This window comes from Mesorhizobium sp. CNPSo 4661, from assembly GCF_057784215.1.
This window is the reverse complement of the sequence record NZ_JBWGIO010000010.1, coordinates 58,932-76,218: the sequence shown is the minus strand read 5'-3', so window position 1 is coordinate 76,218 and position 17,287 is coordinate 58,932. Positions and strand designations below refer to the sequence as shown.

Genomic DNA, 17,287 nt, shown 5'->3' with positions numbered 1-17,287 from the left:
AAATGCCGCGCTGCATTTCGGCCGCAAGCGTCCCGCTTTGGTGGATCGACAATGCCGATCGAGGAATGAGGCCATGCATCGATGCGGGCCTCGAAGCGAAGCTGAGGGTTGGTGATGGCCGAAGTGATTGATGGAAAGAGTGTCGCCGCGGACGTGGTTTCGAAGGTCAAGGCTCTGACCGCGGAGCTATCGGCAAAGGGAGCCACCAAGCCTGGCCTTGCGGTGGTGATTGTCGGTGAAGACCCGGCAAGCCAGGTCTATGTCGCCTCGAAATCGCGCACCGCCAAGGAATGCGGTTTCCACTCGCTCCAGCATACGCTGCCGGCCGACACCACTGAAGAGCAACTGCTGAAGATCATCGGCGATCTCAACGCCGATAAGTCGATCCACGGCATCCTGGTGCAACTGCCGCTTCCCGGCCATATCGATGCCGGCAAGGTCATTCAGACGATCGCCCCGGAAAAGGATGTCGACGGCTTCCACTTCATCAATGTCGGCAAGCTCGGCACCGGCGAGCTCGAGACGGCCTTCGTGCCCTGCACGCCGGCGGGCTCGATGCTGTTGATCGAGCGGGTGCGCGGCAAGGACCTTTCCGGCCTGAACGCCGTCGTAGTCGGCCGCTCCAACATCGTCGGCAAGCCGATGGCCAACCTGCTGCTCGCCGCCAACTGCACGGTCACCATTGCCCACAGCCGCACCAAAGACCTGTCGGCGCTGGCCCGCACCGCCGATATCCTGGTCGCCGCTGTCGGCCGCCCGGAAATGGTCAAGGGCGATTGGGTGAAGCCCGGCGCGACCGTCGTCGACGTCGGCATCAACCGCATCCCCGCGCCCGAAAAGGGCGAAGGCAAGAGCCGCCTGGTCGGCGACGTCGCCTATGCCGAAGCGGCCAAGAATGCCGGAGCCATCACGCCGGTCCCCGGCGGCGTAGGGCCGATGACCATTGCCATGCTGATGGCGAACACTGTAGCTTCCGCCTACCTCGCGGCCGGGTTGAAGCGGCCGTCCTTCTGATTTTGAGAAAGCCTTGGCATTGCCGAACCTGACTGTTCCCGTCGAACGGCCGATCACGAACGATCCCGTTCAGGGCGGCCGTCAGTTCGGCTTCCTCTTGGTCGACAAATTCTCGATGTTCTCGCTGGCGGCGGCCATCGACTGCTTCCGCTCGGCGAACCGCCTGCTCGGCCGCGATTTCTACGGCTGGACGACGATTTCGGCCGACGGCGACGCGGTCATGGCCTCGAACGGCCTGCCGCTGAAGATCGACTATTCGGTCGCCGACATGCCCCCGGTCGACATCCTGTTCGTCTCGGTCGGGCTCACCACCGAGTTTCCGGGCAAGAGCAAGGTGCTGGCGGCGCTGCGCAGCTGGGGCCGGCGCGGCAACGCGCTGGGCGCCTTGTCGGTCGGTTCCTATCTCTTGGCGGAGGCCGGACAGCTCGACGGCTATCGCTGCACGATCCATTGGGAGAACCGCGCCGGCTTCATGGAGCGCTTTCCCGACATCAACTGCACCGGCAACGTCTTCGAGATCGACCGCAAGCGCTACACCTGCGCCGGCGGCACCACCTCGATCGACCTGATGCTCGAGATCGTGCGCGGCGATTTCGGCTCCAACCTTGCCAATGGCGTCGCCAACCAGTTCCAGCACGAGCGCATCCGCTCGGCCGGCGACCGCCAGCGCGTCGGACCGGAGCGCGACCTCACCGGCAAGTCGGAGAAGCTCAGGCGCATCGTCGAATTGATGGCCGACCATCTCGACGAGCCGCTGTCGGCGGTGCAGCTCGCCAAGTCGGCGGGCCTGTCGGTGCGCCAGGTCGAGCGCCTCTTCCTGCGCCACCTCAGCGTCACGCCCGGCCGCTATTATATGCGGCTCAGGCTGGAACGTGCGCGCGAATTGCTGCGCCAGACCAACATGCCGATCCTCGACGTGGCGATCGCCACCGGCTTCACCTCGCATTCCTACTTCGCGCAGAGCTATCGGCTGCAGTTCGGCCGCCCGCCATCGGAAGAGCGACGCACAACCTACTGATATTCAGGCCCGCAAGCGAGTACCGAGCAGGGGCGCCCTGCAGGCTTGTATCCTGACGCCGCGTCAAATAGCTTTCCCGGCGCGGACGAGGGATCAATCAGGAGACATTCATGGCGGGACTGATGCGGAGCGTCGCTGCGGCGGCCATCTTTTTGTCGATGACCAGTTTCGGCTTTGCCGCCAACAAGGTCATCATCATTCTGGACGCTTCGGGTTCGATGTGGGCCCAGATCGACGGCAAGCCGAAACTGGAGATCGCGCGTGAATCGCTGCGGACGGTGCTGCAGTCGGTTCCGGCCGACGACGAGATCGGCTTCATGGCCTACGGCCATCGCACCAAGGGCAGCTGCGACGACATCGAGCTGATCGTGCCGCCGCAGGCGGGTTCGGCCAGCGCGATCTCAGCCGCCGCCGACAGCATGAAATTTTTGGGCAAGACGCCGCTGACGGCCGCCGTCAAGCAGGCGGCCGAGGCGCTGAAATATACCGAGGACAAGGCAACGGTGGTGCTGATCACCGATGGCCTCGAAACTTGCGGCGGCGATCCTTGCGCGCTCGGCAAGGAACTCAAGGCTTCCGGCGTCGACTTCACCGCCGATGTCGTCGGCTTCGGCCTGACCGCCGACGAAGGCAAGCAGATCGCCTGCCTCGCCGAAAACACCGGCGGCAAATACATCCAGGCCTCCGACGAGAAGGCGCTGCAGGACGCCCTGGTGGAAACCGTCGCGGCGCCGGCGCCTGCTCCGGCCCCCGCGCCAGCGCCGGCACCCGAGCCCGCGCCGAAAGCAGCCGAGGTCGACTACAATCTCACCCCGCAGGCCTTCCTGAAGGAGGGCGGGGAGGTGCCGAAGTCCGACGTCTATTATGAAATCTTCAAGGACGATGCCCAGGGGGCCGGCGGCAAGAACGTCGACTATGGCTATAACACGGTCAAGTTCCACCTTGCGGCCGGCAACTACATCGTCGTCGCCACCAGTGGCGGCGCCAGAGCCGAGCAGAAGGTCTCGCTGACGGCCGAAAAGGCAACGGAGGTGGCGCTGAACCTGAACGCCGCCGAGCTCTTCATCCACGCGCGGCCGGCGCCCGGCGCCGAGGTCGACCGCAACGCGCAGATCATCATCGCCTATCCCGGCGGCACGTCGGACGCCAACTATGGCGAGATCAAGTTCGTTGTCCCGGCCGGCGAGACCAAGCTCACCGCGAAGCTGGGAGCCGGCGAGGCGAGCGAGACGCTGCAGCTTGCCGCCGGCCAGGTCGTCGACAAGGATATGATCGTCGGCGTCGGCAAGGCCAAGGCCAACGCCTTCTACACCCAGGGAGGTGAAAAGGCCGGAACGGATGTCGGTTGGAAAGTATATAAGGCCGCCAAGAAGCTCGACGGCACCCGCGACCAGGTGACCTACGCCTATGGTCCCGACAGCCAGTTCGACCTGCCGCCCGGCGACTATGTGATGGGCGTCGACGTGCAGGCCGTGTCCACCGAGCAGCCTTTCAGCGTGACGGTCGGGCAGATGACCGATGTCAACGTGACGCTGAATGCCGGTGTCCTGGCGGTCGACGCGCCAGGCGCGGACGGCTTCAAGATCTATGAGGCCAAGAAGAGCATCCAGGGCGAGCGCAAAGAGGTGACCTACGCCTATGGCGAGAAGATGCAGACCACGCTTGCCGCGGGCGACTACGTGCTCGTGACCAACTTCACCGCCGACAAGGCCGACAAGGAAATGCCCTTCACGGTCAAGGCCGGCGAGCGCAACGAGCTCACCGTCCAGTAGTAACCGCAGCCTGCCTGCCTTCCGGTCGGCCTGCCCGGGCATTCCGCGAACGGGTCGCGGAATGCCATCTCGGCAACGCAGTTCACTTGGCTTCGCAGATCAGGCAGCTTCCGAGACACGCACTTCGACATGAAGCCCGGCCGCGACCACCATATTGACGAGGGTGTCGAGGGCGAACAAGTTGATCTTCCCGCGCAGGAGGTCGGATACGCGCGGTTGCGTCACGCCAAGCCGGTGCGCGGCTTCCGCCTGCGTCCAGCCCTTTGCTCGAATGTGCTTCTCCAGCGCCATCATGAGCGTGGAGCGGAGCTTCATGTTCTCTGTTTCGGCGGGAGTGTCTTCGATGGCGTCCCACACACTTGCAAAAGTTTCGTTGCTCACTGGCCTAGACCTTAACAGAGAAGTTTTGACCGGTTGGGTAGTGTGCGTTGGCGGATCCCATGCCTTGGCGATTGGTCGAGACGCCTATCGCGGTCGTCATCCACGTGCGGAGCAAGGAGCGAAGCGACGCGCGCAGACCCGAGGATCCATGCCGTGACTTGGAAGCGCCGCGGCGGTCCAGAAATTCTGCACCGTTGCACACTTCGGTCCAGGTAACGGCATGGATTCCAGGGTCTGCGCGCGTCGCTACGCTCCTTGCTCCGCCCTAGAATGACGAGGTTCGGAGCCTTCAACTCATCGCCAGCGTTTGCCCTGAATACCCCAGCGGACGTTGATAGCCTTGCCCGACAAGCCTGCAATCTTTCCAAATCACCGTGTAGAGGAATTAGCTCCCTCATGAGATCGCTGTAGCCGCAACGTCAAGCATCTTCAGGCCGACAATTATACAAAATTTTGTATAGTCAGCGCAACTAGCCTCTCACTCGAAACGAGATCAGGCGTTGCCGAAGGCGGCGGCGCCGTGGTCGGCGCGGCCAACCAGTTGCCGGAAGCCCGCGAACAATTCCCGGCCGAAGCCGAATTCGTTGCCGATGAGATCGGCGTCGGCCGTGCGGCGCAGCGCGAATTCCGTTCCCGGCACCAGCACTTCCAGCGTGCCGGCATCGGCGTCGAGCCGGATGATGTCGCCGTCATGGATCCTCGCGATCGGTCCGTCCTCGACCGCTTCCGGCGTCACATGGATCGCCGCCGGCACCTTGCCGGAGGCGCCCGACATGCGCCCGTCGGTCACCAGCGCCACGCGCTGGCCGCGATCCTGCAGGATGCCGAGCACGGTGGTCAGCTTGTGCAGTTCCGGCATGCCGTTGGCCTTCGGGCCCTGGAAACGGATGACGGCGATGAAATCGCCGGCCAGCATACCGGCCTTGAAGGCGTCGTTCAGCGCCTGCTGGCTGTCGAACACCTTTGCCGGCGCCTCTACGACGCGGCGTTCCGGTTTGACCGCAGAGGTCTTGATGACGGCGTGGCCGAGATTGCCGCCGAGCACTTTCAGGCCGCCCGTCGGCTGGAATGCCTTCTTGAACGGCGCCAGCACCTTCTCGTCGCCGCTCACAAGCGGCGCTGCTTCGCGCACCACGCCGCCGTCGTCGCCAAGCCGCGCCTCGACGGCGTAGGGCCGCAAACCTTCACCCCACACCGTCTGGACGTCCTCGTGCAGCAGGCCTTCGTCGAGCAGCTCGCGGATCAGAAAACCAAGCCCGCCGGCGGCATGGAAATGGTTCACGTCGGCAAGCCCGTTCGGATAGACGCGCGCGAGCAGTGGCACGGCCTCGGACAGGTCGGAAATATCCTGCCAGGTCAGTGCGATGCCGGCGGCGGCGGCCATCGCGATCAGGTGGATCGTATGGTTGGTCGAGCCGCCCGTGGCGTGCAGACCGACGACGCCATTGACGATCGATCGCTCGTCGATCATGCGTCCGACCGGCGTGTAGGCATTGCCGAGCGCGGTGATCGCCAGCGCCCGCTTCGCCGCTTCCCTGGTCAGCGCGTCGCGCAGCGGCGTGCCGGGATTGACGAAGGAGGCGCCTGGCGAGTGCAGGCCCATGATCTCCATCAGCATCTGGTTGGAATTGGCGGTGCCGTAGAAGGTGCAGGTGCCCGGCCCGTGATAGGATTTGGACTCCGCCTCGAGCAGTTCGGCGCGGCCGACCTTGCCTTCGGCATAAAGCTGGCGGACCTTGGCTTTCTCGTCATTCGCGAGACCGGTCGTCATCGGCCCGGCCGGGATGAAGACGGCAGGCAGATGCCCGAAGGTGAGCGCTCCAATCACCAGTCCCGGCACGATCTTGTCGCAGACGCCGAGGAAAACCGCGGCGTCGAACATGTTGTGCGACAGGCCGATCGCCGCCGCCATGGCGATCACGTCGCGCGAGAACAGCGACAGCTCCATGCCGGGCTGTCCCTGGGTGACACCGTCGCACATCGCCGGCACGCCGCCGGCCACCTGCGCGATGCCGCCGGCCTCGCGCGCGGCTTCCTTGATCAGCGCCGGGAACGTTTCAAAGGGCTGATGCGCCGACAGCATGTCGTTGTAGGAGGTGATGATGCCGAGGTTCGGCACGCGGTCGCCGCCGAGCGCGATCTTTTCGGATGGGCTGCACACGGCAAAGCCATGGGCAAGGTTGCCGCAGCCCAGCACCGCGCGGTTGGCGGTGCGGCTGGAAGCCTCCGCGATACGGCCGAGATAGGTTTCTCGGCCGGCTTTCGAGCGTTGGCGGATGCGTTCCGTGATGGCTTCGATGTCGCGTCTGGCTGTCATGGTCCGTCCTTTCGAGCCCGGCAGCGTCCTCCCTCTGCCACCGCGCTGTCCTCATTTGAAATCAGGGTGCCCAGAACACCTCTATCGGTCTCGGCGCCGCCTCTAGCACTTTGCGGACAGGCTTCTTCGCGCCAGGCCCCATCGCGCCGTTGAATGCGGTGCGCTTGTCCTCGCCTTCAATATGGAGCGCGACGAAGCCGGCGGCGACGATGCGCGCCATCGACAGCGTCAGCCGCGGTTCGCCGCCGCTCGCCGCATGCACCGGCAGGACGATCCGCCGCGAGGCGGGGTCGAGCAATTCGTCGAGGTTGCCGGCATCGGGAAAGAACGAGGCCGTGTGGCCGTCGCCGCCCATGCCGAGGATCACCACGTCGAGCGGCCAGGGCAGCGCCCGCAGCGCTTCGCTGTCCGTCGCCGCCGCGTCCTCGATGCTTGCCGCCTCATGGTAGAGCGGCACGAAGCGCGCCGCGGCTGCCTTGTTCTGGAGCAGGTTCGCCGCCACCAGCCCGGCATTCGAGCGTGGCGAGGATGGCGGCACGAAGCGCTCGTCGACCAGCGTCACGGTGACCTTGTCCCAGGCGATAGGCGTGGTCGACAGCACGGCGAACAACTTCGCCGGCGTGCTGCCGCCGGACACCGCGAGCAGCGCGGCGCCGCGTTGCGCGATGGCGCCGCTCAGCCGGTCGGCAATCTGTCCGGCAAGTGCTGCCGCCAGGCCCTGTCGGTCGGCAAAGCCGTTCCAGCCGTAACGGACTTCGCTCAATTGCTCTCGTGCCATGTCCGTCCGTCACGTTCGATCAAGGCAATCGAGGCCGACGGCCCCCAGGTTCCGGCCGTGTAGCCCTGAGCTTCCTGGCGGGCGCTCTCCCAGGCGTTCTGGATCGGGTCGATCCACTTCCAGGCCGCTTCGACCTCGTCGCGGCGCATGAACAGCGTCTGGTTGCCGCGAACCACATCCATGATCAGCCGCTCATAGGCGTCCGGCGCGCGTCCTTGGAAGGACTGCGCGAAGCTCATGTCGAGCGAGATCTGGCGCAGCCGCATGCCGCCCGGTCCCGGGTCCTTGATCATGATATACTGCTTGACGCCCTCGTCCGGTTGCAGCCGGATCACCAGTTGGTTGGCGAAGATCGGCCCGGCGCTCTCGCCGAAGATCGAATAGGGGATCGGCTTGAACTCGATGACGATTTCCGAGACGCGGGTGGCGAGCCGCTTGCCGGTCCTCAGGTAGAACGGAACCCCGGCCCAGCGCCAGTTGCCGATCTCGGCCTTGATGGCGACGAAGGTCTCGGTGTTGCTGTCCTTGCCGAGCTCCTCGACATAGCCCTTGACCGGACCGCCCGCCGAGGCGCCGGCGCGATACTGGCCGCGCACCGTGTGCTTGGGCGCCTCATTGCCGTTGATACGCTTCAGCGCCCTCAGCACCTTCAGCTTCTCGTCGCGGACGGCGTCGGCGTCCATCGACGACGGCGTCTCCATGGCGACCAGGCAGAGCAGCTGCAGCATGTGGTTCTGCACCATGTCGCGCAGCGCGCCCGCCTTGTCGTAGTAGGTCACGCGATCCTCGAGCCCCACTGTTTCGGCGACCGTGATCTGGACATGGTCGATCTGGGCCGAATTCCACAATGGCTCATAGAGCGCGTTGGCAAAGCGCAGCGCCATCAGGTTCTGCACCGTTTCCTTGCCGAGATAGTGATCGATGCGGAAGATCTGGCTTTCATGGAAGTCGTCGCCCACCGCGTCGTTGAGCGCACGCGCCGAGGCGAGGTCGCGACCGATCGGCTTTTCCAGCACGATGCGCGAATTCGGCGTGATCAACTTGTGCTCTTTGAGCTGGTGCGAGATGTCGCCGAACAGCGCCGGCGCCACCGCGAGGTAGAAGGCGCGGATGCGGTCGCTGTCGCCGATTGCCTTCTTGAGTTTGTCGAAGCCGGTGCCGGTGGTCGCGTCCGCCGAAACATAGGAAAGCCTGGCCAGGAATCTCTCCAGCTCCTTGGCGTCGATATCGGCCGGCTTCACATGCTGCGATATCGCCTTCTTGGCGAAGGCTTGGAATTCGGCATCGCTCATCTTGGCGCGCGACGTGCCGATGATGCGCGTCGGCTCGGAGAACTGGTGGCCGCACTGGCGATAGTAGAGCGACGGCAGGAGCTTGCGTTCCGACAGGTCGCCGGTGCCGCCGAAGATGATAAAGTCGAAGGGATCGACAGGGATGATCTGGCTGGTCATGGTCAGTCCGATTTGATGCCGGTTGGCGGCGGCTTGGTTGGTATATTCTAATCGATTTAAATTTTCCAGTGCCATGGTGTCACATATTAGGACCAATCGCTTGCACTTGCATCGGTCCACCTGTTTCCAGACACTCGGCGCGCCCGGCAGGCTTGTCGGCAAGCCAGCTTTCGGCAACGTTCGCGGCCGCACCATAGAACGCGAATGTGACGAAAGCTAAGGGAGATGGTTGCGGAAATCCAATGAGCGGGAAAGCCATGCGTCTGGAAAACAAGGTCGCCATCATCACCGGTGCCGCGTCGGGCTTCGGCGAAGGCATGGCCAAGCGCTTCGCCGAAGAGGGCGCGCGCGTGGTCGTCGCCGACCTCAACGCCAAGGGCGCCGAGCGGGTGGCGCAAGAGATCGGCGAGAGCGCGATCTGGACCCAGACCGACGTTTCCCTGCGCTCCGAATTCGACGAGATGATCTATGCCGCCAAGAGCGCCTTCGGCCGCATCGACATCATGGTCAACAATGCGGGCTTCACCCATCGCAACGGCGATATGCTCGGCATCGATGAGGAAACCTTCGACCTGATCACCGCCGTCAACATGAAGGCAATCTATCACGCTGCGCTTGCCGTGGTGCCGATCATGGACCGGCAGGGAGGCGGCGTCATCCTGACCACAGCCTCGACGGCCGGGCTTCGGCCGCGGCCAGGCCTGACCTGGTACAACGCCTCCAAGGGCTGGGCGATCACCGCCACCAAGTCGATGGCGGTCGAGCTGGCGCCGAAGAACATCCGCGTCAACTGCCTCTGCCCGGTCGCCGGCGAGACCGGCATGCTGGAGAAGTTCATGGGCGCCGACACGCCCGAGATCCGCGAGAAATTCCGCGCCTCGATTCCACTCGGCCGGCTTTCGACGCCGCTCGACATCGCCAACGCGGCGCTGTGGCTCGCCTCGGATGAAGCCGCCTTCATCACCGGCGTGGCGCTGGAGGTCGATGGCGGCCGCTGTATTTGAGCTGCTCATCGAGTGTGGCTGGTTCGATGCATAAAATTGTGCAGTGCCCGATGCAAAGAGCGGACTCGCGACCCGGTGAAGCTGAGCCGCGCCACGCCTGGCTCCGATTGACTCGATGTCACAGCGATGGGCATAACGAAAGGGGCTGGGCCATAGCGCGATGAAGGCGGGTCTGCGGGGAGTCGCTTCGGACGGCTGCTTGGCGGGTTAAGCTTCAGGCGCCGGTCTTGACGTAGCTTTTGTAGACCCAGCCGTGCTTGCCGTTATAGACGATCTCGCACCATTGCTTGCAGCTCATCACTTGCACCGATGCCTTGGCCGGCACCGTCGTGATTGCGGATGCGCCCTTCTTCGGGCCGGAGCGCATGGTCACGGCCCTCAAAATGCGCCCGTTTGCGGCCGCGCTGGCTTTTGGAGGGTTCGGCTTGGGCTGCGCAACGCCGTCGGTCGCTGTCGCCTGCGCATCTGGAACCTCAGGCTTGGCCTCGGGGATGGCGGCGGTTTGGGCGCCGTCCATCTTGTCGCCCGGCTTCTTCGCGGCCGCCGGCGTCTCGCCCGCGGGGGCGGCGACCTGCGACAGCGCGTCCGAAGCGTCGTTCTCGGCGGTGGGCTCGGCGAAGGCCGTATCGGTTGATTGCGCGGCGCTCGGGTCGGCAGCCTGCTTGGAAGGAACTGGTTGATCCTCGGCCTGGTCCGGCGAGGTTTTGGAGTCCGAAGCCGTCCAGCGGGGGCTGTTCGACGCCAGTGCTGGAATGCTGGCTTTGCGAACCGCTATTGCCGGCGAAACCGCATCCGCGTTGGGCGCGGCCTGCGGTGCCGCTGCTGCCACGGTGACCGCGGCTGCCGCCGGAGCGATCTTCGTGGTCTTCACCGGAACTGTCGGAACGGTCTGCTCGGCGCTTGCCGCGGCCACTTGCCGATCATCGCCCGGGACGATCAGCCATAGCGCCACCGCGGCCACGCCCAGCAGCGCGGCGGTGCCGACCGCAGCAATGACCAGATGCGCGTTCGACTGCATCCTCTGCCAGAAGGATGGCCGTACGCTATAGCCGAACTGCATTGTGAAGCGCTGCCGTTCCGGCATGCCGAAACTGAAGGGCTCGTTCACTCAAACCACCTCCAACAAGCGGGCCGACGTTCTTTCGATCATTGCCGTAACGATTGGCCTGATCGGCATCGGTCCCGAAATCTTTGCGGACAAGGCCCGCGAAATCCCCGGATTTTCGCCCATAATCGCATCTTTTACTGCTGATTATGGCATGAGTGAGCCAATTTGCGAAATTCTGCGCGTTTGTTAAGGCTTCCACAACCTGCCGCGTGGAAGCCGCCCGCGTCGAATCGATGGCTTGGACTGGCGGCAGCTTCAAATCCTGTCGCGCAGCGCGAACCAGTTGAGCGCCAGGAACAGGAGCGGCGCGCGGAAGCGGCGACCGCCCGGGAAGGCGGGGATTTTCAGGTCCTCGATCAGTTTCAGCCGGTCGCGGTTGCCGGCAACGGTCTCGGCATAGAGCTTGCCGAAGAAGTTCGACAGCATGACGCCGTGACCGGAATAGCCGCCTATCGAGATCACCTTCGGCATCACCTCGCGCACGAACGGCTTTCTCGGCACCGTGATGCCGACATAGCCGCCCCAGCCATGCGTGATCTCGACATCTTTCAGGTCCGGGTAGAGCTCGGCGATCTGCTTGCGGATGTGGATATGGATATCCTTCGGATCGTTGACGGCGTAGACCTCGCGGCCGCCGAACAACAGCCGGCCGTCCTTCGACTTGCGGAAATAGCGCACCACGAAGCGGGAATCGTCGACCGACTCGCCACCGGGCAGCACCTTGGAGGCGGCGCCGAGCGGCACGGTCGCGCCGATGAAGGAGCCGATCGGCATGATATGCGCCGCGCTCACAGGCTCCAGATTGCCGCCATAGGCATTGACCCCGATCAGGCATTTGTCGGCCGTGATCGTGCCGTTGGGCGTTGTGACCGTCACCTTGCCGCCATTGGAAACGATGCCGGTGGACGGCGTCTGCTCGAAGAGATGCGCGCCGGCCGCCGCCGCCACTCTCGCCGTGCCGATCACCAGCTTCAGCGGGTGGATGTGGCCCGTGCCGGTGTCGCGGGTCCCGCCGAAGTAGCGTGTCGAGCCCAACCGTTCCGCCGTCTCCGCCGCGTCCATGAAGCTGACATGCGGGTAGCCGAAGCGGCTCGTCATGATCTCGGCGTGGCGCTTGTAGTCGTCGACATAGCGCCGCTTGTGCGCCACCGAAAGCTGGCCCGGCATATAGTCGATGTCGATCGCGTTGGCGGCGGCGAAGTCCAGAAGATGCGCCTTGGCTTCTTCCGCCATGTCGAACAGCGCCTTGGCGCGGAAAAGGCCGTATTCTGCCTCCAACTCCTCCGCCCAGGCGCGCTGTCCGGTGCCGAGTTGGCCGCCATTGCGCCCCGACGCGCCGTCGCCGAAGCGATGGGCTTCGATCAGCACGACATTGACGCCGGCCTTGGCCAAGTGCGCAGCGGCAGACAAGCCGGTAAACCCGCCGCCGACGATGACCACGTCGCAACCGCGGTCGCCGTCTAGCGCCGGATATTCTGGCCGTGAGCCGGCAGTATCCTCGTACCACGAGCGTCCGGGGGAGATCGGTGATTGGTAAGGCATTGGAACGCCAGTCAACGGTGAACAGTGAATGGTGACTAGTGAATAGTGAATAGTGAATAGTGAATAGTGAATAGACGCGACCGCTTCGTCCGCCCTCATCCATCCAGTATAAAACTACTCACCATTCGCTATTCACCATTTACCATTCACGCGAGGAATTCGCCGATCACACATTCAGCAGCAGATACTCCCGCTCCCACGGGCTGATCACTTCCATGAAGGTCTCGAACTCGGCGCGCTTGATCGCGGTATAGGTGGCGGCGAAGGATTTGCCGAGGATGGCGCCGAGCTCCGTGTCGTCCTCAAACAGGCCGACGGCCTCCAGCAGGCCGCGCGGCAGGTCGATTTCATCCGCATTGGCGGTCGTCAGGACCGGCGGTTCCGCCTTGATCTTATTATTCATGCCGACCAGCCCGCAGGCCAGCGATGCCGCCAGCGCCAGGTAGGGATTGGCGTCGGAGGACGGGATGCGGTTTTCGACGCGTCGCGCCGCCGGATCCGAGCGCGGCACGCGGAAGGCGGTGGTGCGGTTGTCATAGCCCCATTTGTTGTTGACCGGAGCCGAGGCCTGCTGCGTCAGCCGGCGATAGGAATTGACGTAGGGCGCGAACATCACCAGCGCGTTCGGCACATGCTTCTGCATGCCGCCGATGAAGTGGAAGAACGCATCCGTCTCCGAGCCGTCTTCCGCCGAGAAGATGTTCTTGCCGGTCTTCTTGTCGAGCACCGACTGGTGGATGTGCATGGCCGAGCCCGGCTGGCCCTGGATCGGCTTTGCCATGAAGGTGGCATAGATCTCATGCTTCAGCGCCGCCTCGCGGATGGTGCGCTTGAACATGAAGACCTGGTCGGCGAGCTCGATCGGGTTGCCGTGGCGCAGGTTGATCTCGAGCTGGCCGGCGCCTTCCTCATGGATCAGCGTGTCGATCTCCAGGCCCTGCCGTTCCGAGAAATGGTAGATGTCGTCGATCAGTTCGTCGAATTCGTTGACGCCGGCGATCGAATAGCCGGCGCCGCCGCCGATCGGACGGCCCGAACGCCCGACGGGCGGCGTCAGCGGATAGTCCGGATCGGGGTTCTTGCGCACCAGATAGAATTCGATCTCGGGCGCCACGACCGGTTTGAGCCCGCGCTCGTCATAGGCGGCAAGCACGCGCTTCAGCACGTTGCGCGGCGTGAACTCGACCGAGCGGCCGTCCTGGTGAACGAGATCGCAGATGACCGCCGCCGTCGGATCCTCTTCCCAGGGCACGACGGTCAGCGTCGAAAGATCGGGCAGAAGCTTCAGGTCGCCGTCATCCTCGGGATAGTGGAAGCCGTTGCCGTCCTCGGGATAGCCGCCGGAGATCGTCGTCATGAACACGGCCGAAGGCAGCGCCAGCGAGGTGTTGGAGGTGAATTTCTTCGACGGCATCATCTTGCCGCGGGCGACGCCCGCCTGGTCGGGCGTGATGCACTCGATGTCCTCGATGCCGCGCCATTCGAGCCAGGCGCTGGCTTCCTTCCAGTTCTTCACACCACGCTCGTTTTTCAGGAACGCAGGCGTGCGGGCGCGTCCCCCCCGGCTTGACGGACGGACTTCCTTTTTTTCAGGCGGCATCATTCACCAGATTGTGTTGCGGATTTCGAAGTATAGCCGGGCGCCACGGGGGAAGGGAAGGGGAGGTGCCAGGCATGCCAAGGCGAGCGCCCGAGGAAAGTCGCTCAGCCGCTGCCAGTTTCCGCTTGCTGGCGGCGCTGCAACGTCTAGATGTGCCTGTCAGAAAAGAGTGAGCGCGCTGATGTCCGGTTCCCGGTTGACCACAATCGGTTTCGATGCCGACGACACGCTGTGGCAGAACGAGCAGTTCTTCCGCATGACCGAACAGCGCTTCCTGGCCATGCTTGCCGAGCATGGCGACGCAAGCCGGATTTCGGCGAACTTGCTTGCTGCCGCCAGGCGCAATCTCGGCCTCTACGGCTTCGGCATAAAGAGCTTCACGCTGTCGATGATCGAGACGGCGATCGAGGTTACCGAAGGCCGCGTTCCGGCCTCGACCATCGCGGAAATCCTGGCTGCCGGCCGCGACATGCTCAGCCATCCGATCGAGCCGCTGCCGCATGCGCGTGAGACGGTCGAGAAGCTCGCCGGCAATTATCGCCTTGTGCTGATCACCAAGGGCGACCTGATGGACCAGGAGCGCAAGCTGGCGCAATCGGGACTGGGCGAGTTCTTCGACGCCGTCGAGATCGTCAGCGACAAGAGCGCCGCCACCTATGCCCGTATATTCAGCCGCCATGGCGACGGACCGCATAGGAGCATGATGGTCGGCAATTCGTTGAAGTCGGACGTCGTCCCGGCCATCGATGCCGGCGGCTGGGGCATCTATGTCCCGCATGAATTGACTTGGGCGGCCGAGCATGCCGAGGCGCCGGTCGCGGCGCCGCGTTTCCGCGAGATCGCCGACCTCGGCGAACTGCCCGCGCTGATCGAAAGCATCGCCGCAGCGGGCTGACGAGGTTTAGGGGGCCTTAGCCGCGCCCGACCAGACGATCGACCACCGGTTGCAGCCTCTCGGGCGTGATGGGCTTGGCAACCACCGCATCGACCACGCTCGACAGGCCGAGGCTTTCCGGCGTGCCATTCCTGGTTGAAAGCAGGATCACCGCGGGCAACGGCTTGCCGGAGGCGCGCCGCAGCGCGTCGATGGCCGACATCAGCCGGTCGCAATCCTTGTTGTCCGGGCCGCCGTCAAGGATGACGGCGCCGGGCAACTGGCCGGCCAGCGTCTTCTCGGCGGCCTCGGGCTGTTCCGAAATCGGCTTCAGCCCCGATTTCTCGACGATTTTCGAGACCACGACGCGGTTGATCGACGACTTTCCGACGACGAGCACCTTGGAAAAGTCCGCCGCGATCGCACCAGTCCGGGCCGCCGGTTTCGGATCTTTTTCGCAGTGGTCGTCACGGTCGGCGGGACACATCGGCGGGCAGGCACTCTGGTTCAATGCAGGGTTGAAACCTGAGGCACAATTGGGTGAGATCGCGGCCGGTGTCAAGCTGAAACGGTCGAGGTCGAAAATATAGCAAGAAATTCCGAGATTCAGCGCAAGTCGTACCCCTTGACGATGAAGGCAAACCGAAAAAATACGATAGTCTCCCGAACGTATAACGTACGGGAGACTATCGCCGAGACTGTTGACGTTACGTCAAGTGTGACTCTGCTGGGTAACGATCACCGGGATCAAAAGGTCTCCCCAGTTGCCGTCGCCGCCATGGTGCCTGGCCGAGCGCACCAACTCCACCGAGACGCCGGCCTCGACTGCCTTCATGACCGACTGGTTGAGCCTGTGCAGATCGTTGGCGAGCATGCGGATCGTCGCCTGCTGGTCGACGCTCATCGCACTCGATTGCTCTTCTGCCCTTTCCTTGACGCGGCTTATCGATGCCATTGCTCTTCTCCTCGATGTAAATGCCCTGCGGGCGTTTCCTCTGGTTGTTATCCGTTACTCGGCCGCCGGCCTGAACTGGGCGTGCTCGGTCGATTCATGCATGGCGGTTGTCGAAGACTGACCGCCGGTGATCGCCATCGACACGGCGTCGAAATAGCCGGTGCCGACCTCGCGCTGGTGCTTGGTCGCGGTATAGCCGTTGGCCTCCGCCGCGAACTCGGCCTCCTGCAGTTCCGAATAGGCCGCCATCTGGCGATCCTTGTAGCCGCGCGCCAGCTCGAACATGCCGAAGTTGAGCTGATGGAAGCCGGCCAGCGTGATGAACTGGAACTTGTAGCCCATCGCGCCGAGCTCCTTCTGGAACTTCGCGATCGTCGCGTCGTCGAGATTCTTCTTCCAGTTGAAGGACGGCGAGCAGTTGTAGGCGAGCAGCTTGCCCGGATGATGCTTGTGCACGCCCTCGGCAAACTTCCTGGCCTGCGCCAGATCCGGCTTCGAGGTCTCGCACCAGATCAGGTCGGCGTGCGGCGCATAGGCCACGGCGCGCGCGATGCAGGGCTCGATGCCGTTCCGCACATTGTAGAAGCCCTCGACCGTGCGGCCTGCCTCATAGTCGACAAAAGTCCGGTCGCGCTCGTCGATATCGGAGGTCAGAAGCTTCGCCGCCTCGGCGTCGGTGCGCGCCACGACCAGCGTCGGCGTGCCCATGACGTCGGCCGCAAGGCGCGCCGCATTGAGGTTGCGGATATGCGCCGCCGTCGGGATCAGCACCTTGCCGCCGAGATGGCCGCACTTCTTTTCCGACGCCAGCTGGTCCTCATAGTGGACGCCGGCAGCACCCGCCTCGATGAAGGCCTTCATGATCTCGAAGGCATTGAGCGGGCCGCCGAAGCCGGCTTCTGCGTCGGCGACGATCGGCGCGAACCAGGTCTCGACCGACAGCCCGTCGCCTTCGGACGTCTCGATCTGGTCGGCGCGCTGCAAGGTGCGATTGATGCGCTTGACCAGTTCCGGCGCCGCATTGGCCGGGTAAAGCGACTGGTCCGGATACATCGCCGACGCGGTGTTGGCGTCGGCGGCCACCTGCCAGCCCGAGAGATAGATCGCCTTCAGCCCGGCCCGGACCTGCTGCATGGCCTGATTGCCCGACATGGCGCCCAGCGCGTTGACGAAATCCTCCTCATGGATGAGCTTCCACAGCCGGTTCGCGCCCATCTCGGCCAGCGTCTGGCGAATCTGCACGGAGCCGCGCAACCGCTTCACATCCTCCGGTGAATAGGGACGCTCGATGCCGTCGAAACGGCCTTCCGGCGCGGAGGGGACGAGGTTGTAAAAATCGGTCATTGGTCACTCCGGATCGTTTGGAACTGCTTCAGCGCTGCTTCGCAAGCGCATAGCCTTGCGATGTCTGCGTGTGACATCATTTACATTGCAGCGCGAAAAACGCCCAGAAAAACCGCCGCTCAGCCCGGA

The 17,287-nt window shown here is 64.0% G+C and carries 16 protein-coding genes; 6 read left to right on the top strand and 10 right to left on the bottom strand.

Annotation, left to right across the window (positions count from 1 at the left end; all coding sequences use genetic code 11):
* Positions 1 to 114 precede the first annotated feature (114 nt).
* From folD to AC0YKC_RS16500, 3 genes are all read left to right on the top strand, one after another.
* Positions 115 to 1,014: a bifunctional methylenetetrahydrofolate dehydrogenase/methenyltetrahydrofolate cyclohydrolase FolD gene (folD, locus tag AC0YKC_RS16510; RefSeq protein WP_488511794.1), complete on the top strand. Its 900-nt coding sequence runs from the start codon at positions 115 to 117 to the stop codon at positions 1,012 to 1,014.
* Positions 1,015 to 1,033: 19 nt separating this feature from the next.
* On the top strand, positions 1,034 to 2,032 hold the full coding sequence (locus AC0YKC_RS16505) for a GlxA family transcriptional regulator (protein ID WP_042640922.1): 999 nt from the start codon (positions 1,034 to 1,036) through the stop codon (positions 2,030 to 2,032).
* Positions 2,033 to 2,142: 110 nt separating this feature from the next.
* Positions 2,143 to 3,804 (top strand): vWA domain-containing protein, encoded by a 1,662-nt coding sequence (locus AC0YKC_RS16500; protein WP_488511793.1) that lies wholly within the window; start codon positions 2,143 to 2,145, stop codon positions 3,802 to 3,804.
* 99 nt (positions 3,805 to 3,903) lie between these two features.
* Here AC0YKC_RS16500 and AC0YKC_RS16495 read toward each other — a convergent pair whose 3' ends face one another.
* The 4 genes from AC0YKC_RS16495 to zwf all read right to left on the bottom strand — a co-directional run bounded on the left by AC0YKC_RS16495 (position 3,904) and on the right by zwf (position 8,731).
* Positions 3,904 to 4,185 carry a helix-turn-helix domain-containing protein gene (locus AC0YKC_RS16495; RefSeq protein WP_488511792.1) on the bottom strand — a complete coding sequence of 94 codons (282 nt, stop codon included), beginning with the start codon at positions 4,183 to 4,185 and terminating at the stop codon, positions 3,904 to 3,906.
* Positions 4,186 to 4,678: 493 nt separating this feature from the next.
* Complete coding sequence (edd, locus tag AC0YKC_RS16490) at positions 4,679 to 6,502, bottom strand: phosphogluconate dehydratase (protein WP_488511791.1); 1,824 nt, start codon at positions 6,500 to 6,502, stop codon at positions 4,679 to 4,681.
* A 61-nt stretch (positions 6,503 to 6,563) separates the two neighbouring features.
* Positions 6,564 to 7,280 (bottom strand): 6-phosphogluconolactonase, encoded by a 717-nt coding sequence (gene pgl / locus AC0YKC_RS16485; protein WP_320298469.1) that lies wholly within the window; start codon positions 7,278 to 7,280, stop codon positions 6,564 to 6,566.
* A complete protein-coding gene (zwf, locus tag AC0YKC_RS16480; protein ID WP_488511790.1) occupies positions 7,262 to 8,731 on the bottom strand; it encodes a glucose-6-phosphate dehydrogenase in 1,470 nt (489 codons plus the stop codon). The genes pgl and zwf overlap by 19 nt, the downstream gene beginning before the upstream one ends.
* A 257-nt stretch (positions 8,732 to 8,988) precedes the next feature.
* Between zwf and AC0YKC_RS16475 the strand changes: the two genes are divergently transcribed.
* Positions 8,989 to 9,735, top strand: a complete 747-nt coding sequence (locus AC0YKC_RS16475; protein ID WP_434725652.1) for an SDR family oxidoreductase — start codon at positions 8,989 to 8,991, stop codon at positions 9,733 to 9,735.
* A 214-nt stretch (positions 9,736 to 9,949) separates the two neighbouring features.
* Here the strand turns inward: AC0YKC_RS16475 and AC0YKC_RS16470 are convergent, their stop codons facing one another.
* Positions 9,950 to 10,843 carry an SH3 domain-containing protein gene (locus AC0YKC_RS16470; RefSeq protein ID WP_488511789.1) on the bottom strand — a complete coding sequence of 298 codons (894 nt, stop codon included), beginning with the start codon at positions 10,841 to 10,843 and terminating at the stop codon, positions 9,950 to 9,952.
* Between AC0YKC_RS16470 and AC0YKC_RS16465 the strand changes: the two genes are divergently transcribed.
* Positions 10,818 to 11,033 carry a hypothetical protein gene (locus AC0YKC_RS16465; protein ID WP_320298472.1) on the top strand — a complete coding sequence of 72 codons (216 nt, stop codon included), beginning with the start codon at positions 10,818 to 10,820 and terminating at the stop codon, positions 11,031 to 11,033. The two genes, AC0YKC_RS16470 and AC0YKC_RS16465, sit on opposite strands and share 26 nt — an antisense overlap.
* 65 nt (positions 11,034 to 11,098) lie before the next feature.
* Here the strand turns inward: AC0YKC_RS16465 and AC0YKC_RS16460 are convergent, their stop codons facing one another.
* Together AC0YKC_RS16460 and AC0YKC_RS16455 are read right to left on the bottom strand one after the other, a co-directional pair.
* The gene (locus AC0YKC_RS16460; RefSeq protein WP_488511788.1) at positions 11,099 to 12,385 is read right to left on the bottom strand and encodes an NAD(P)/FAD-dependent oxidoreductase; all 1,287 of its coding nucleotides are present in this window, start codon (positions 12,383 to 12,385) and stop codon (positions 11,099 to 11,101) included.
* Positions 12,386 to 12,551: 166 nt separating this feature from the next.
* A complete protein-coding gene (locus tag AC0YKC_RS16455) occupies positions 12,552 to 13,988 on the bottom strand; it encodes a glutamine synthetase family protein (protein ID WP_430699304.1) in 1,437 nt (478 codons plus the stop codon).
* Positions 13,989 to 14,166: 178 nt separating this feature from the next.
* Between AC0YKC_RS16455 and AC0YKC_RS16450 the strand changes: the two genes are divergently transcribed.
* Positions 14,167 to 14,880 (top strand): HAD family hydrolase, encoded by a 714-nt coding sequence (locus tag AC0YKC_RS16450; protein ID WP_488511787.1) that lies wholly within the window; start codon positions 14,167 to 14,169, stop codon positions 14,878 to 14,880.
* Positions 14,881 to 14,896: 16 nt separating this feature from the next.
* Here the strand turns inward: AC0YKC_RS16450 and AC0YKC_RS16445 are convergent, their stop codons facing one another.
* From AC0YKC_RS16445 to aceA, 3 genes are all read right to left on the bottom strand, one after another.
* The gene (locus tag AC0YKC_RS16445) at positions 14,897 to 15,346 is read right to left on the bottom strand and encodes a response regulator (protein ID WP_488511916.1); all 450 of its coding nucleotides are present in this window, start codon (positions 15,344 to 15,346) and stop codon (positions 14,897 to 14,899) included.
* A 225-nt stretch (positions 15,347 to 15,571) separates the two neighbouring features.
* Positions 15,572 to 15,814, bottom strand: coding sequence for an SMc00767 family acetate metabolism repressor (locus AC0YKC_RS16440; RefSeq protein ID WP_027168360.1), 243 nt, complete (start codon positions 15,812 to 15,814; stop codon positions 15,572 to 15,574).
* 54 nt (positions 15,815 to 15,868) lie between these two features.
* Positions 15,869 to 17,158 carry an isocitrate lyase gene (gene aceA, locus AC0YKC_RS16435; protein ID WP_488511786.1) on the bottom strand — a complete coding sequence of 430 codons (1,290 nt, stop codon included), beginning with the start codon at positions 17,156 to 17,158 and terminating at the stop codon, positions 15,869 to 15,871.
* Positions 17,159 to 17,287: the final 129 nt, after the last annotated feature.

What these genes read in the sequence shown, in the direction of transcription:
- folD (WP_488511794.1), top strand. Translation starts at nt 115, where the DNA reads ATGGCCGAAGTGATTGATGGAAAGAGTGTCGCCGCGGACGTGGTTTCG.
- AC0YKC_RS16500 (WP_488511793.1), top strand. Translation starts at nt 2,143, where the DNA reads ATGGCGGGACTGATGCGGAGCGTCGCTGCGGCGGCCATCTTTTTGTCG.
- edd (WP_488511791.1), bottom strand. Translation starts at nt 6,502, where the DNA reads ATGACAGCCAGACGCGACATCGAAGCCATCACGGAACGCATCCGCCAA.
- pgl (WP_320298469.1), bottom strand. Translation starts at nt 7,280, where the DNA reads ATGGCACGAGAGCAATTGAGCGAAGTCCGTTACGGCTGGAACGGCTTT.
- zwf (WP_488511790.1), bottom strand. Translation starts at nt 8,731, where the DNA reads ATGACCAGCCAGATCATCCCTGTCGATCCCTTCGACTTTATCATCTTC.
- AC0YKC_RS16475 (WP_434725652.1), top strand. Translation starts at nt 8,989, where the DNA reads ATGCGTCTGGAAAACAAGGTCGCCATCATCACCGGTGCCGCGTCGGGC.
- AC0YKC_RS16465 (WP_320298472.1), top strand. Translation starts at nt 10,818, where the DNA reads ATGCCGAAACTGAAGGGCTCGTTCACTCAAACCACCTCCAACAAGCGG.
- AC0YKC_RS16460 (WP_488511788.1), bottom strand. Translation starts at nt 12,385, where the DNA reads ATGCCTTACCAATCACCGATCTCCCCCGGACGCTCGTGGTACGAGGAT.
- AC0YKC_RS16455 (WP_430699304.1), bottom strand. Translation starts at nt 13,988, where the DNA reads ATGATGCCGCCTGAAAAAAAGGAAGTCCGTCCGTCAAGCCGGGGGGGA.
- AC0YKC_RS16450 (WP_488511787.1), top strand. Translation starts at nt 14,167, where the DNA reads ATGTCCGGTTCCCGGTTGACCACAATCGGTTTCGATGCCGACGACACG.
- AC0YKC_RS16445 (WP_488511916.1), bottom strand. Translation starts at nt 15,346, where the DNA reads ATGTGTCCCGCCGACCGTGACGACCACTGCGAAAAAGATCCGAAACCG.
- AC0YKC_RS16440 (WP_027168360.1), bottom strand. Translation starts at nt 15,814, where the DNA reads ATGGCATCGATAAGCCGCGTCAAGGAAAGGGCAGAAGAGCAATCGAGT.
- aceA (WP_488511786.1), bottom strand. Translation starts at nt 17,158, where the DNA reads ATGACCGATTTTTACAACCTCGTCCCCTCCGCGCCGGAAGGCCGTTTC.